Annotated in this window: 12 protein-coding genes; 6 read left to right on the top strand and 6 right to left on the bottom strand. The window is 61.8% G+C overall.

What is annotated here, in order from left to right:
* Positions 1–9 precede the first annotated feature (9 nt).
* Genes AWB70_RS37250 through AWB70_RS37260 form a run of 3 tightly spaced genes read left to right on the top strand, consistent with a single transcriptional unit; the run spans position 10 to position 3998 of the window.
* Positions 10–2109: an ABC transporter permease subunit gene (locus tag AWB70_RS37250; protein WP_053569838.1), complete on the top strand. Its 2100-nt coding sequence runs from the start codon at positions 10–12 to the stop codon at positions 2107–2109.
* A gap of 27 nt (positions 2110–2136) precedes the next feature.
* The gene (locus AWB70_RS37255; RefSeq protein WP_053569839.1) at positions 2137–3084 is read left to right on the top strand and encodes a 3-hydroxyacyl-CoA dehydrogenase; all 948 of its coding nucleotides are present in this window, start codon (positions 2137–2139) and stop codon (positions 3082–3084) included.
* A gap of 11 nt (positions 3085–3095) precedes the next feature.
* Positions 3096–3998, top strand: a complete 903-nt coding sequence (locus AWB70_RS37260; protein ID WP_053569840.1) for an SMP-30/gluconolactonase/LRE family protein — start codon at positions 3096–3098, stop codon at positions 3996–3998.
* Between the two features lie 10 nt (positions 3999–4008).
* On the opposite strand, the gene AWB70_RS37265 is transcribed toward AWB70_RS37260, so the two are convergent.
* The 4 genes from AWB70_RS37265 to AWB70_RS37280 are packed head-to-tail and all read right to left on the bottom strand — an operon-like array spanning position 4009 to position 8504.
* Positions 4009–5439, bottom strand: coding sequence for an efflux transporter outer membrane subunit (locus AWB70_RS37265; protein ID WP_053569841.1), 1431 nt, complete (start codon positions 5437–5439; stop codon positions 4009–4011).
* Between the two features lie 10 nt (positions 5440–5449).
* On the bottom strand, positions 5450–6610 hold the full coding sequence (locus tag AWB70_RS37270) for an ABC transporter permease (RefSeq protein WP_045452948.1): 1161 nt from the start codon (positions 6608–6610) through the stop codon (positions 5450–5452).
* Entirely contained in the window at positions 6607–7551 is a 945-nt protein-coding gene (locus AWB70_RS37275; RefSeq protein ID WP_053569842.1) for an ABC transporter ATP-binding protein, read from the bottom strand. The genes AWB70_RS37270 and AWB70_RS37275 overlap by 4 nt, the downstream gene beginning before the upstream one ends.
* Complete coding sequence (locus tag AWB70_RS37280) at positions 7548–8504, bottom strand: HlyD family secretion protein (RefSeq protein WP_053569843.1); 957 nt, start codon at positions 8502–8504, stop codon at positions 7548–7550. Before AWB70_RS37280 ends, AWB70_RS37275 begins: the two co-directional genes overlap by 4 nt.
* Before the next feature lie 244 nt (positions 8505–8748).
* On the opposite strand from AWB70_RS37280, the gene AWB70_RS39150 reads away from it, so the two are divergent.
* Complete coding sequence (locus AWB70_RS39150; protein WP_167351003.1) at positions 8749–8919, top strand: hypothetical protein; 171 nt, start codon at positions 8749–8751, stop codon at positions 8917–8919.
* A gap of 40 nt (positions 8920–8959) precedes the next feature.
* Here AWB70_RS39150 and AWB70_RS37285 read toward each other — a convergent pair whose 3' ends face one another.
* Entirely contained in the window at positions 8960–11089 is a 2130-nt protein-coding gene (locus tag AWB70_RS37285) for a phosphocholine-specific phospholipase C (protein WP_053569844.1), read from the bottom strand.
* A gap of 33 nt (positions 11090–11122) precedes the next feature.
* Positions 11123–11380: a hypothetical protein gene (locus AWB70_RS37290; protein WP_053569845.1), complete on the bottom strand. Its 258-nt coding sequence runs from the start codon at positions 11378–11380 to the stop codon at positions 11123–11125.
* Between the two features lie 360 nt (positions 11381–11740).
* Here AWB70_RS37290 and AWB70_RS37295 point away from each other — a divergent pair, with 360 nt between their 5' ends.
* A complete protein-coding gene (locus tag AWB70_RS37295) occupies positions 11741–14152 on the top strand; it encodes a penicillin acylase family protein (protein ID WP_053569891.1) in 2412 nt (803 codons plus the stop codon).
* A 433-nt stretch (positions 14153–14585) separates the two neighbouring features.
* Positions 14586–14963 carry a DUF4148 domain-containing protein gene (locus tag AWB70_RS37300; protein WP_053569846.1) on the top strand — a complete coding sequence of 126 codons (378 nt, stop codon included), beginning with the start codon at positions 14586–14588 and terminating at the stop codon, positions 14961–14963.
* Positions 14964–15397 lie beyond the last annotated feature (434 nt).

A 15397-nucleotide genomic window follows, 5' to 3' on the forward strand; every position in this document is an offset into this window, starting at 1 on the left:
AGGTGCTTCATGAAGATTGCCGTAGCGTCGCCCGATAGCGAAATCGTGCGGCCGGGCGCGCGCGTGGGATTCGGCGCGCGCATCGATCATCATCGCGGGCTCATCATCGCCATCTCGGCCCTGCTCGCGATGCTCGCTGGATGGGTCGCCTTGTCCGCGACGCCGGTCGGGCTGTACGACATCGGCTCGGTCATTTCGAGTGCGACCACGCTCGCGCTCGCGGCGATCGGGCAGACCATCGTCGTATTGACGGGCGGCTTCGATCTGTCGGCGTCGGCGGTCGTGTCGCTCGCGAACGTGCTCGCGGTGCGCTTCGTGCAGGGCTCGCCCGTCGAGCAATGGGCGGGCGCCGCGCTGATTCTCGCGATAGGCGGCGGCATCGGGCTCGTCAATGGCGCGTTGATCGCATGGTTCCGCCTGCAATCGATCGTCGTCACGCTTGCGACGATGTTCATGGTGCAAGGCCTCACGCTGCTGATTCAAAACAAGCCCGGCGGCAGCGTCGGCGATCAGTTCGGTGCGGCGCTCACGGCCGATCTTATCCCTGACAAGTTGCCGATGTCGGCCGGCCTTCTGATCGTCGCACTGCTCGTCTGGGCGTTCGTCAAGCGCACGCGCTTCGGCGTGGGGCTCTATGCGCTCGGCAGCGACCCGGACGGCGCTTATGCGAACGGCATGCCGGTTACGCGCTACCGCATCGCGACGTATGCGCTCGCGGGCATGTTCTACGCGGCGGCGGGGCTGTATGTATCGGCGCAGACGGGTTCGGCCGATCCGCTCGTGGGCCGTCCGTTGCTGCTTTCGATGTTCACCGCCGTCGTGCTCGGCGGCACGCTGCTCGGCGGCGGGCGCGGCGGCTGCGTGGGCACCGTATTCGCCGCGATGACGCTGATGATCACCGTGAACATTCTGCTCGTGCTGAACGTATCGGCGTTCTTCACGACGATCGCGGAAGCGGTGATCCTGATTCTGGCGGTGCTCGGCTCGTCGATCGGCAAGCAGTCGGCCGCGCACGAATGCGCGCGGCACGCGGCGCAATGGTTCAAGGCGATGCGAACGGGCACACGCGCGCGCGACGATAGAAACGCACGCCGCGTCACGTTCGAGGTCGACGATTTTCGGCCCATCGAGAACACGGAGCTCAAGGGACGCGCCATCGCGGACTGGATCGAGCGCAATCGGGAATGGGCGAAGTATGTCGTGCCGGCTTATATGCTGTTTTTCGCGGTGGTCGTCATAACCGGCATCGTGTATGGGCCCGGTGTGCTCGCCAGCGCGAACTTCTATAGCAGTCTCTTAACGCTCACGCTCTTTCTCGCGATTCTCGGTCTGGGTCAGGGCGCAGTCATTCTGACGGGCGGACTCGATCTCTCGATGCCCTGGCTCATCACGCTATCCGGCGTGCTGTTGACCGGGCTCACGCATGGCGTGAACGGTGCGGCTGCGTGGGCCGTGCCGCTCGTGCTTTTCGTGGGCCTCTTCGTCGGCGTGTTCAATGGCGTCGGCGTGGTGATGCTCGGCTTGCCGCCCATCGTCGTGACGCTCGCGGCAAATGGCTTGCTGCAAGGACTGACGCTGATCTATTGCAACGGCTCGCCGCAAGGCTGGTCGCCTTCGTCGATCAGCGAATTCACCAACGGACGCTTAGGCCCGCTATCGCTCGCGGCGTGGAGCGTGCCGGTGTTTCTCGTCATCGCGTTGCTGCTTTTGCATCGCACGCCGTTCGGGCGGCGCGTGTATGCGGTCGGCAATTCGCAGGTCGCGGCGAAGCTCTCCGGCGTGCGCGTCGGCACGACGCTGATCGCCGTGTATTGCCTGTCGGGATTGTGCTCGGCGCTCGTCGGTCTGCTGCTCGCGGGATTCAGTTCGCAAGCGTTCCTCGGCATGGGCGATCCATATCTGCTGCCTTCGATCGCGGTCGTGGTCGTGGGCGGCGCACTCATCACGGGTGGACGCGGGCACTATCTCGGCGTGTTCGGCGGTGCGCTCCTGCTGACCGCACTCGGCACGCTGCTCGCGGGCACCACGGTGCCGCCGGCCGTGCGCGACATCATCAACGGGCTCGTCGTGCTGGCGGCTGTCATCACGTTGCGGGACAAGAAGGGCTAACTCAACTCGAATGAGGACCACAGTCAGATGCAAGCGAAAAACATCGCGGTGATTGGTTCGGGGCGCATCGGGCGCGCGTGGGCGATCGTCTTCGCTAAAAGCGGCTTCGGCGTGAAGCTGCACGATGCCTCGCGGGACATGCTGTCCGGCGCGATTCCCGCGATTCGTGAAAGCGTGCAGGATCTCGCCTCGTTCGGTCTGATCGATGAACCGGTCGATGTAATCGTGTCTCGCATCGCGATTTGCGAAAGCCTCGGCGATGCGGTCGCGGATGCGGATCTCGTGCAGGAGAACATCGCGGAAGTGGTGGAGGCGAAACGCGCGCTGTTCATCGAACTGGATCGGCTCACAAAGCCCGATGCGCTGCTCGCGAGTTCGACTTCGGGACTGCCGGCATCGACGTTCACAGAGGGCATCGAAGGCCGCGCGCGTTGCCTCGTTGCGCATCCGGTGAATCCGCCGTCGCTCGTGCCGCTCGTCGAATTGTGCGGCGCGCCGTGGACCTCGCAGGAGACGATGGAACGCGCCCGCGCGATCTATGAAGAAGCGGGTCAAAAGCCCGTGAATGTGAATCGGGAAATTTCGGGCTTTCTGCTCAATCGCCTGCAAGGCGCGCTGCTCGACGAAGCGCTGAGTCTCTACGAGCAAGGCTATGCGAGCGCGGCCGATCTCGACACCGTGATTCGCGACGGACTCGCGATGCGCTGGTCGTTCATGGGCCCGTTCGAAACGATCGATCTCAATGCGCCCGGCGGGGTTGCCGACTATGCGGCGCGTTATGGCGGCACGTATCGCGCGATCGCAGCGACGCGCCAGTCCTTCGACTGGTCCGCCGATACGCTCGGCAGGCTGGACGCCGAGCGCCGCGCGGTGCTGCCGCGTGAGCGCATCGAGGAACGCAGCCGCTGGCGCGATCGCAGACTGATGGCCTTGCTCTCGCATCGCCGTCGGATCGAGGATGGTGAGCCTGAATAAAGGAGACGACGATGGCTGAAGTACGCTTGCTGGTCGATGCGAACAATCACCTTGGCGAAGGTCCGCTCTGGGATGTGCAGGAAGAACGGCTGTACTGGATCGACAGCACGGCCGCGGAAATCTATAGCTGTCGCGCGGACGGCAGCGACGTGAAGCGCTATTTCGTGCCCCGTCACATCGGTTCGATGGCGTTGCGCGAGCAAGGCGGCGCGGTCGTCGCGCTCGCCAATGGCCTGCACTTCTACGACTTCGAATCGCAAACCGTGCAGTTCATCGCAGACCCCGAAAGCGACGACACCGAAACGCGCTTCAACGATGGCAAGGTGGACCGCAAAGGCCGCTTCATCGCGGGCACCATGTCGTATGACTTCGACCGTTACGACGCCGATCGTGGCCAGCGCTCGACGCGCAGCGGCGGCCTGTACCGGCTCGACACGGACGGCAAGCTTGCGCGTCTGGACAGCGGCATTAGCTGCTCCAACGGCCCATGCTGGAGCCCGGACAACAGGACCTTCTACTTCACCGACACCTACAGCAAGGAGATGTACGCGTACGACTACGACATCGAAACGGGCGCTGCGACGAACAAGCGGCTCTTCGCTTCTGCGCACGACATGGCGGGCACGTTCGATGGCGCGACCGTCGATGAAGCGGGCTATATCTGGTCCGCGCTCGTATTTGGCGGACGCATTCTGCGCTTCGCGCCCGATGGCACGCTCGACCGCGTCGTGCCGTTTCCGGTGCGCAATCTCACGAGCGTGATGTTCGGCGGCCCGAATCTCGACATCCTCTATGTCACGACGATGGGCCGCCCGATGTGGGGCATTCCGCAAAAGGAGCGCGACAAGGGCGGCTTGTTCGCGGTGACGGGACTGGGCGTGCGAGGCATTCCCGAGCCGCGATTCGCGGGTTGATGCGTCGGCGTCATTGCGACGCGGAGGCTGCTTTCATGTCTTCGCTCGCGCCGCCTAACGACTGTAAGAGGGCGGCCGTGTCAGACAGACGATTCGCTTGCGCGAGCGCATGATCGAGCTGCGTCTGCAACGCCTGGCGTTGTGTATCGAGCAGATCGAAGCGACTCACACCGCCCGCGATGAAACGCGCATGTGCCGTATCGAGGTTCGCTTGCGCTTCGTTCGCGGCCACCGCGCGCGATTGCAATGCGTTCGCATCGTTTTGCAACGCGGTCAGGCTATCGGCGACTTGCTGCAAGGCGTCCAGCACGGTCTGCCGGTACGCCGACAGCGCCGCGTCGTAAGCCGCTTCCGAAGCGCGCTTCTTCGCACGCAATTCGCCGCCATGAAAGAGCGGCTGCGTCAGATTCAATCCGACATTCCACACGTTCACGCTGCTCAGCATGTCTTGAATGTTCGTGCGCTGGCTGCCCGCGCCCGCCGTTAGCGAGAACTTCGGATAGAGGTCGGCTGTCGCTACGCCGACATTCGCGCTCGCCTGATGCAGCAGCGCTTCCGACGCGCGGATATCGGGACGTTCGCGTGCGAGCGTCGAAGGCAAGGTGAGCGGCACGGTCTCGGGCGCGTGCAGCGAATCGAGCGTGATCGCATCGAAGTCGGCTTTGGACGGTTCCACGCCGAGCAATATCGCAAGCCGATGATCGGCCTGATTGCGTTGCGCGATGAGCGAGGGCAGGCTCGCACGCGTCTGCTCGACGAGCGTGCGTTGACTGCGCACATCGAACGATGCGACGCCGCCTGCTTCGAAGCGGCCTTCCATGATGCTCAACTGTCGGGTCTGCGCATCGACGAGACGCTCCGTCAACGTGATCTGCTGTTGCAGCGAAGCGCGGCGAATCGCCGTCGATACGACATTGCCCGCGATGGAAAGACGCGCTGCATCGAGTTCGAACGACTGGTAGTCCACCTGCGCACGTAACGCTTCGAGCGCGCGACGCTCGCCACCGAAGATATCGAGCGTATAGGACACGCTGACCGATGCGTCGTAGAGCGTGAACGGCCCCGGACTCGGCACGGGCACGCCGAACGCAGCGGGATCGACCTTCTGGCGCGAGGTGGAAAGCGATGCATCGACGGCGGGAAAATACGTTGCGCCCGCCTGCGCACGGTAGTCCTCGCGCGCCTGCACCAGCTTCGCCCGGGCCTGGGCGAGGCTCGGACTGTCGTTCAATGCGCGATCGACGAGATCGTTCAGCGCATCGGAACCGAACTGCTTCCACCAGAACGGCAAGGCATGGTCGGTTGACGGGAAGCCTTGGGAAGCAGTCATCGTCGACGTTCTTACATAGCTTTGCGTATCCGGTGGCGCGGGTGCATGAAAGTCGGGGCCGACGGTGCAGCCGCACAGCACGAGGGCGCAGAGAGAAAGCATGGGTTTCATCGACGTCTCCCTAATCCAGCGTGCGCCGATAGAAGCGCAGCGCAATGCCCATCACGATGACGGTGAAGAGCGCCATCGGCCAGACGGAAGGCCATAGATCCGCCCAGCCATTGCCCTTGAGCAGAATGCCGCGAATCAGGCGGTTGAAATAAGTGAGCGGCAACAGATTGCCGATGAACTGCGCCCATGCGGGCATGCCCGCGAACGGAAACATGAAACCCGATAGAAGAATGTTCGGCAGGAAGTAGAACATCGTGAGTTGCATGGCCTGCAACTGATTCTGCGCAAGCGACGACAACGTGATGCCCACCGTCAGGTTCGCGGCGATGAACAGCAGTGCGGCGAGATAGATCGCGAACGGATTGCCGACGAACGGAACGTGAAAGACGAAACGCGTGGCGAGAAGAATGATCGATGCCTGAATGAGACCGATGAATACGTAAGGCACGATCTTGCCGGTCATCACTTCGACGGGGCGAACGGGTGTCGCGAGCAGGTTTTCCATCGTGCCGCGCTCGCGTTCGCGCGTCATCGCGAGGCCCGTCATCATGACGAGCGTCATCGTGAGGATGACGCCCATCAGGCCCGGCACGACGTTGTATTGCGTGATGCCCTCGGGGTTGTAGAGGTTATGCACCTGGACGTCGAATGCGGCGGGCTTGCCGTTCAGCGATGCAAGCGGGCCGGTGAGGTCCTTGCCGGCTACGGACTGGACCAGGCCGGGCAGCGCGTTGCTTGCCTTGCTCACCGCGTTCGGATCGGTGGCGTCTGCTTCGATGAGCAGTGCGGGTCGCTCGCCGCGCAAGAGCTTGCGCGAGAAATCGGCCGGAATGTCGAGCACGAACAGCACGCGGCCTTGCGCGAGCGCGCGGCGGCCGGCTGCGTCGTCGGGCAGCGTCTCGACGATATCGAAGTAGTCGGAATGCTTCATCGCCGCGACGAAGCTGCGCGTGAACGGACTTTGATCGCCGACGATGACGGCGGTCGGCAAATGCTTCGGGTCCGTGTTGATCGCATAGCCGAACAGCGCGAGCTGCACGATCGGCAAGCCCACGATCATGCCGAACGTGATGCGGTCGCGCCGCAATTGCAGAAACTCCTTGATGACGATGCTCCACCAGCGGGTGACGGAGAATCGCCCGAACATCGCAAGCGGCCCGCGCGCGTTCATGACGTCACCTTGAAATTATCGGTGGAGTGGCTCATCAAATAGATGAACACGTCTTCGAGGCCGGTTTCGATGCGCTCGGCGCGCATTGCGCCGTCTCGGGTCGCATCGCGCACGGCCCGTTCGAGCGCGGCGTGATCGCTGCCGCTTACGTGCAGCGCCGAGCCGAACACGACCGTTTGATCGATGCCCGGCGTCGTGCGCAAGCGCTCGGAAAGCTCGCTCAGATGCTCGCCCTGAATGCTCCATGTGGCGAGATTCTGCGCGGCGATCACTTCATTCGCGGTGCCTTGCGCGAGCAGCTTCCCATAGGCGATATACGCGAGCTTGTGGCAGCGCTCGGCTTCATCCATGTAATGCGTGCTGACGAGCACGGAGATGCCTTTGGCCGCGAGTCGATGCAGTTCTTCCCAGAAGTCGCGGCGCGCAGTGGGATCGACGCCCGCGGTCGGTTCGTCGAGCAGGAGCAGCTTCGGCTCGTGCAGCATGCAAGCGGCGAGCGCAAGGCGTTGCTTCCATCCGCCCGAAAGCGAACCGGTCAGTTGATTGGCGCGGCTTTGCAGACCGAGCGCTTCGAGCGCGCGATCAACCGTTTCGCGGCGATTCGTCATCTGATAGATGCGCGCGACGAAGTCGAGATTCTCGCGGATCGTCAGGTCTTCCCAGTACGAGAAACGCTGCGTCATGTAGCCGACGTTGCGCTTGATCTCTTCGCTTTCGCGCACGATGTCATAGCCAAGACACGTGCCGCTGCCGGAGTCGGGCGTGAGCAGTCCACACATCAGGCGGATCGAGGTCGTCTTGCCGCTGCCGTTCGGGCCGAGAAAGCCGAAGATTTCGCCGCGCGCAACTTGCAACGAGACATCGTTGACGACGTGCTTGTCGCCGAAATGCTTGTTGAGATTGCGTACGTCGATGACGTAGGGCGTGTCCTGCGCGTTCATTGCAACCTCACTGCGACGGGCTGGCCCGGATGAAGCTTCGGTGCGTCGCCGACTTGAGGATGCGCCTCGACCATGAACACGAGCTTGGCGCGATTTTCATTGCTATAGATGACGGGCGGCGTGTACTCCGCCTGATTGGACACGTAGGTGATCGTCGCGGGTACGGCCTCAGCGCAGCCGTCGCAATGAATCGACACCGCGCGGCCGGTCGCGAGACTGCCCACCACGGTTTCGGGCACGAAGAAGCGCACTTTCACATTCTGCGGCGGCAGCATCTGCACGACGGGACTGCCCGCCTGCACCCATTCGCCGACGCGATAGAGCGTGTCGTACACGAGTCCGTCCGCGGGCGCGGCCACCTGCTTCTGATCGACTTTCCATTGCGCCTGCGCGACGAATGCCTGCGCGGCCGCCACCTGTGCGCGCTGGGCGGCGATTTGTTGCGGACGCCCCGGCAAGCGTGCGATGTCGACCTGTTCGGCGAGATCGCGCACTTGCGCGGCGGCTGCATCGGCATTGGCGCGTGAATCGTCGAGTTGTCCCTTGGCGATGCCGCCCGCGCCGAATTGCGCTTCGTCGCGGCTCAACTGCAATGCGGCCTTGCGGGCATTCGCGCGCGCCTGCGCGAGTTGCGCGCGCACCGAAGCCACTTCCGGCGCGCGTTTTCCGGTAAGGATGTCTTCGAGTTGAGACTGGGCTGCGCCGAGCTGGCGCTGGGCCTGATCGAGTGCGGCGGTTTCATCGGTGGATTCGAGCGAGAACGTGCTCGAGCCTGCCTTTACGCTTTGCCCGCGCTTGACCGATAACGCGCTGAGCTTGCCCGACTGTGACGAGCCGAGATAGACGAACTCCCCTTCGACGTAGCCCTGGTAACTGTCGCGTTCCTGATGCGAGCACGCCGCCAGCGTCGCGACGACGAATAAGCAAATCGGTATGGCGGCAACGCGATTCATGGGCGATTCCGTTTCTTGGTTGGTCTACCAAACAATACGCGAGTCGAAATGCCGCTGTCAAGCGAGGCGCGCTCGCCATCAGGAGAAGGATAGGAAAAGTGCAGCGCAGGCGTTCTCTTGTCAGAGGAAAAGATGCCGGGCTAATTATTTCGATTCGGTAAATTTGACGCGTCTATGCTTCTGCGCGTCACGGCGAGCAGGCACTACGAGTGCTTCGCCATGTACGACTTGAGGCGAATACGATATGGACGATATTTTGAGAATCGCGCAGGACTGCGGCTTTGCGGTGGTATTGGAAGGGCGGATCGGCACTCAGGAGTACAACAGCGTGAGCGGACCCGTACAGGCATTGGAGAAATTCGCGGAGGTGATTCGCGACACAGTGTTGCAGGAAAGGCCGCGACACGACGAGTGATGGGACCCGCCCCGACTTACATCGAGGCGGGACACTTCGCTTAACTCGCTGCGGTCATCGGCGCAATGGCCGCCGGATCGGTGATGCTCGGCTTGCCGGTTTCCACGTGGCCCGCGATGCGGCGTGAAAAGCTGGCGTCGTCACGGTCGCTGACGGTCAAGTCGTACCAGTGATGACTGGCCCCGAGAATCCACGTTTCTTCGAGCGTCGCGCCCGGCGGCACGTTCACCTGACGCGGATGCGCGCCGTAGGCGTTATCGACGACGGATAGCTTTGCATGTGCATTTCCGTCGTTGACGAAGCGAAGCATGAGATTACCGTTCGCGATGTCGTAATGCGCCTTCACTTCCGGTTGCGCGGCGCGCGCGGATTGCTTTTGCGTCTGCGGCGCGACATTGCCTGAAAAATTGCGGATGAAACCATTCGGTCCATACACGGCAAATGCATAGACGCCGTTCGTGTTCGTGAGATCGAACGTCTCGCGCAGGGACTTTTCGGCTTCGACGGTATAGCGCCACGGACCGTCGGTGCGGTTGCTCGAATAGACGTAGAAATGCGCGCCCTGACGCCCGGTGTTGGCGAATTCGATCACGAACTGATTCTGCTTGTCCTTGGCGTGGCCATTGACGTGCAATTCATAAGGCAGCGCGCGCGCGAAGCGCGGCCCCGATTCCTGCGCGTCGATTGCGCCCGGCGTTGCGGGCACGGCCGGCGGCGGCTGGGTCGAGCATTGGTTATCCGCGATCGAACGGTAGTTGCTCGTGTCGGGCAGCGGCGGCATGCGTGAATCCGTCGTGCGGAAATCGAATGCCGTGGTGAGATCGCCGCACACCGCGCGACGCCATGCCGTGATATTGGGCTCCATCACATTGAAGCGCGTTTCGATGAAGCGGATCACCGATGTGTGATCGAATACTTGCGAGCATACGAAGCCGCCCTTCGTCCACGGCGAGACGATCGTCATCGGCACGCGCGGCCCGAGACCGTAGGGCAGGTTATCGACGGTATAACTGCCGCCGCGCGCGGGATTGACGATGTTGTGAATTTCGCCGTCGGTCGTGACGGTCGAAAGACCTTGCGCGCGCGAGCTCGGCGGCTGCGGCGGCACGACATGATCGAAGAAGCCGTCGTTCTCGTCGTACATGATGAAGAGCACGGTCTTGCTCCACACTTCCGGATTCGCGGTCAATGCATCGAGCACTTGCGACGTGTATTGCGCGCCGTATGCCGGCGTGTACTTCGGATGCTCGGAAAACGCGGCGGGCGGGCACAGCCACGACACTTGCGGCAGGCGGTTGGCGAGTACATCGGCCTTCAGGTCGTCGATCGTGCGCACGGTCTGAGCGCGTTCATAGAGCGGCGTGCCGGGCTTCGCGTTGATGAAGTTCGTGAAGTTCTGCAGGATGTTGGTGCCGTAATTGCCGTTGAGCGGATCAGCGCCCGTAAGCCCTTGCTGATAGATCTGCCATGAAATGCCGGCGTCCTGTAAGCGTTCGGGATACGTCGTCCACGAGAGCAATTGATAGTTCGGTGGGCCGTCGCCGTCCACGAAGTCGTTGTTGTCGAGCAGCGGGCCGCCTTTCGTGCCGGTCGGATCGACCATGCCGGTCATGAGGTACGCGCGATTCGGATGCGTAGGGCCGGGCAGCGAGCAGAAGTACGCGTCGCAGACGGTAAATGCATCGGCGAGCGCGTAGTGAAAGGGAATATCGCTGCGCAGATGGTAGCCCATCGTCATATCGGTCTTGTTGGCGCACCACTGGTCGTAGCGCCCCGCATCGATTGCTGCGTGGGTCTTGTACCAGGAGTGGTCGAGATCGCCGACGCACTGCGCGCTCGTCGTGGCGGTGTCGAGGTGAAACGGCAGCACGGGTTTCGTCGGATCGGCCTTGGACGGCTGAAACCAGACGGGTTTTCCGTTCGGCAACGGAATCGGAAATCGATCGTTATAGCCGCGCACGCCGCGCAAATGGCCGAAGTAGTGATCGAAAGAACGATTCTCCTGCATGAACACGACAATATGTTCGATGTCCTGAATACTACCCGTACGAGAAGATGCCGGTATGGCCAGCGCGCGACGGATCGAATCAGGGAAGGCGGTGAGGGCTGCGGCGGCGCCAGCCGAGTGGGCGACGGTTTGCAGAAAACGGCGACGGCTATTCGATGTCATTGCTTATTGTCCTTCTGCTGGGGGGAGATGGGGTTAGCGGCGCGGAGTGTCATCGGTTTGCGGGGCGTAGCTCAGAACGGGCGTGACTTGACGGCTATCGTCGTCGAGACTCGCTTGAGCGCTTGCAACTGGATCGCTGGCGAGCGCCGGCAATGCCGCGGCTGCGTTCGCGTCGGTGCTATCCGATGCGGCGTTCTCGGTCGATGATGGGGTTGAAGATGTGCCGTCGCCCGCACCGCAGGCAGCGAGCGACAGCAACAGCGCGACGATCAGAAAGAAACGGCACGGCATGAGCGAACTCCTCTGCGTACGCATGCGATGAAGATGGCGGACGCAAGTGTGCTCATGCTGCGCGAAACTTTTGTGAAACGTTTGCGTAAAAGCGATTGAAAAGGGCTTTCTTTCAGTTATTTAAAGCTGGCAGTGGATTTGAATGAAACTGTAAGAGGTGCGTATGTGGCGGGGAAGGTTGTTGACATCCATGCTTAATGATTCGCATACCTATGCAAATTAATCCGCCATCAGGCATTGCGATTGCTAAGAAGCGGTCTTTTCGACCTTTGCGTATCGTTTGCAATCCCATTACAGTGCAGTATTCGCGTGACTCGAATTAACATCGATAAAAAAGGAGACGCTCTGATGAAGAGAAAGATGGGACTGCGCTTGCGCGCACTGATGCTTGGCGCTTCGCTGGTTGGTCCGCTGGCGGCGCAAGTCGCGCTTGCCGATGCGCCGGAGGTCGAGACCATCGCTGTGGCCGGTCTTTCGCAGCCGTCGGACATTCTGATCGATCGCTGGGGCGTTCCGCACATCTTCGCGGCCAATGACAGCGACGCCTTCTTCGTGCAAGGCTTCAACGCGGCGCGCGACCGGTTGTTCCAGATCGATCTTTGGCGGCGGCGAGGTCTCGGCGAGCTCTCCGAGGTATTCGGCCCCGCCTATGTGGAGCAGGACAAGGCCACGCGGCTCTTTCTCTATCGGGGCGACATGGCGACCGAATGGCAACGCTACGGACCCGATGCGAAACCGGCGGCGACGCGCTTCGCCGCAGGCGTGAACGCGTACGTCGACTGGCTTGCCGCGCATCCGGACCGCATGCCTTATGAGTTTCGCAAGATCGGTTATTGGCCCGCTAAATGGAGCGCCGACGATATCGTGCGGATTCGCAGTCACGGTCTCACGAGAAACCTGACGAGCGAAGTGGCGCGGGCGCGCGTGACGTGCAAGAGCTCGGTCGATGCGGATACCGTACGCTTTGGCTTGCAGCCGCCCTGGAAAGCGCAGATTCCGGCAGGCCTCGATCCCTGTCTTCCCGACGATGTGCTCAAGGTCTTCACGCTCGCGACGCAAGGCGTGCGCGTCACGAAGGAGTCGATGAAGAGCGCGGATGCGTCGACGACGGTCATCGCCGCCGCCGACAATCCCGAAGAAGTCACGGAAGGCAGCAACAACTGGGTTATCGCGCCATCGAAGTCGGCTACGGGCCGCGCGATCATGGCCAACGATCCGCATCGCGCGTATGCCGCGCCGAGTCTGCGCTACATCCAGCAGATCAGCACGCCGACGCTCGACATCATCGGCGGGGGCGAACCCTCCGCGCCGGGTATTTCCATCGGGCATAACGGATCGATCGCGTACGGCCTCACGATCTTCAATATCGATCAGGAAGATCTCTATGTGTACGAGTTGAATCCGGAGAATCCGCGTCAGTATCGCTATAAAGGCAAGTGGGAGCCGATGCGCGTCGTGCGCGAGCAGATCGCTGTTCGCAATGGTTCGCCCGTCAGTGCGGATCTTCTGTTCACACGGCATGGCCCGGTGATCTATACGGAAGAGAGCAAGCATCGCGCATTCGCCGTGCGCACCGCGTGGCTATCGCCGGGCATGTCGCCCTACTTCGATTCGATGCGTTACATGCGCGCGAAGAACTACGCGCAATTCAAGGCCGCACTTGCGACATGGGGCGCGCCGACCGTCAATCAGGTCTTCGCGGACAAGGACGGCAATATCGGCTGGGTACCGAGCGGTCTCGCGCCGATTCGACCGAACTGGGATGGCCTCATGCCCGTGCCCGGCGATGGACGCTATGAATGGGCCGGTTTCTGGCCGCGCGATGCAATGCCTTCGGTCTATAACCCGGCGGAAGGCTACTTCACGACGTCGAATGAAATGAATCTGCCCGCCGGTTATCCCTACGCCGAGCGCAAGCTCGGCTTCGAGTGGACTAACGGTTCGCGGCATCAGCGCATCGATGAAGTGCTGAAGTCGCTGCCCAAGGTGTCGATCGAAGATTCGGAACGCTTGCAGAACGATATCGTTTCGATTCCGGCGCGCAGGCTCGTCGCCTTGCTTGCGCCACTTTCAAGCGATGACGACGACACGCGCGCCGCACTCGCGATGCTCAAGGGCTGGGACGCGCACATGGGCGCCAATTCACCGCAGGCGGCGCTGGAAGAAGTATGGCTCTCGCGGCATCTCGGGCGTGCCTTCAAGGAGGCGATATTGCCAAAGGATGCGGCGGCGTCGTTCGGCGCGCCCGACACGGCCGTGATGCTCGAGACGCTCGAACATCCGCAGACGCGCTTCGGCGACGATGCGCCAGCCAAACGCGACGCCGTGCTGCTTTCGAGCCTGCGCGATGCGTATGGCGAGATGCGGCATCTGCAAGGCGCGGATGCGAGCCAGTGGCAATGGGGCAAGCTGCAGACGAACCTGAACGCGCATCCCCTCGCCGATGTCGTCGACGCGGACATGCGCGCAAAGCTCAATGTCGGGCCGACAGGAAAGGGCGGCAGCGCGTACACGCCGAATCAATCGACTTACCGCGCGAGCGATTTCCGCGAAACCAACGGGCCTTCGTTCCGCGTGGTCGTGGATGTCGGCAACTGGGATGCGTCGCGTGCGGTGAACTTGCCTGGCGAGTCGGGCGATCCGGATAATCCGCACTACCGCGATCTCGCGAAGATGTGGCTCGACGGGCAATACTTTCCGCTGCTTTATTCGCGCTCGGCCGTGGAGGCTGCAACCGAGAAGCGCGTGCATCTCGTGCCTGACGCGCATTGAACATCGGTCCCGCGAATAGCATTGTTGCGGGATCGGCAAGGCATCTTCAACGCAGGCGGCGATGATCTTTGCGCCGCCCTGCTTCACAATACGCTCGCGGTGGACGGGTGCTGGCTGGCGCCTTGCCGGACTCCTCATCCGGCTTCGTCCTCCGCGCTTCCTCGTTGTTTCCCCTCCTGATACCCCTCGAAGTCGATGCGATGCCATGCGCCGCTCGATCGAAAATCTCGTCTTGTCGCGGGAATAGATGGCCGCCTACGCGGGTTAACCAATCGTAGCCTCAACGCTTGAAACCTAGGTGTCGATCGAAGTTAGCGCTTTAGCGCTCGCAACGGTCGGAGTGAGTCGAAGCCGCGCAAGGGCCCTGTGCGTTCGATGAGGTTCGTGGATCGCGTGCGATCCGGTCAACCTTTACCGTCGGAGTGTGAACATCATGAACGCTATCGCCAAAGTTATCGTGTCCCTCGCCGTGGCCGCTTCGCCCACGTTCGTTTTCGCGCAGAGTCAAAACGTGCCGTTGACCCGCGCACAAGTGAAGGCCGAACTCGCGCAACTGGAACAGGCTGGCTATTCGCCCGCCATGGGCGAGCAAGCCAACTATCCCGCCGACATTCAGGCTGCGGAGGCGAAGGTGGCCGCGCAGAAGGCGAACGAGACCAACGAGGCCTATGGTGGCGCGCAGGCGGGCGGCGCGGCAGCGGGCTCCGGCGCGATGCGCATGCCCATGCCCATGCCCATGCAGCATGGTATGTCCTCGGCATCGGACTGCGTCGGGCCTGCGGGATTCTGCAAACCGTTTTTCGGGAGTTGAGCCGTCGAGTGATCGCTCGGCGCGAGGAGATCAGTCAAGGATTATCGCGTTCGAAATATCAGACTGAGAAATCTGGATTTCGGACGCGCTGCTTTGGCGTAGAAAAATAATTTGCGAAAGGGACTTGCGGGAGCTTCATCGGCCCGTCATAATCTCGTTTCTCTGCTGCAGACAACGCAGCGACGCAAGACGGTGGTGAGGTTGGATGTCTTGCGATGTGCTCTTTAAAAACTAACAGCCGATAAGTGTGGGCGCTTGATAGCGAGTGCGGCTGATCTTTCGGGATCAGTCATAGCAAAAGTATCAAGAGTCTCACACGAAGTATCAGAGGAAGGTTTTTCTGTTTTAGAACAGGATAATCATCGTCAGTACGTTGAGTGAGCGACCGGTTCTTAACGGAACCGAAAACAGTAACAGGTTTGAACTGAAGAGTT

Source organism: Caballeronia cordobensis (genome assembly GCF_001544575.2).
Lineage (GTDB): Bacteria > Pseudomonadota > Gammaproteobacteria > Burkholderiales > Burkholderiaceae > Caballeronia > Caballeronia cordobensis.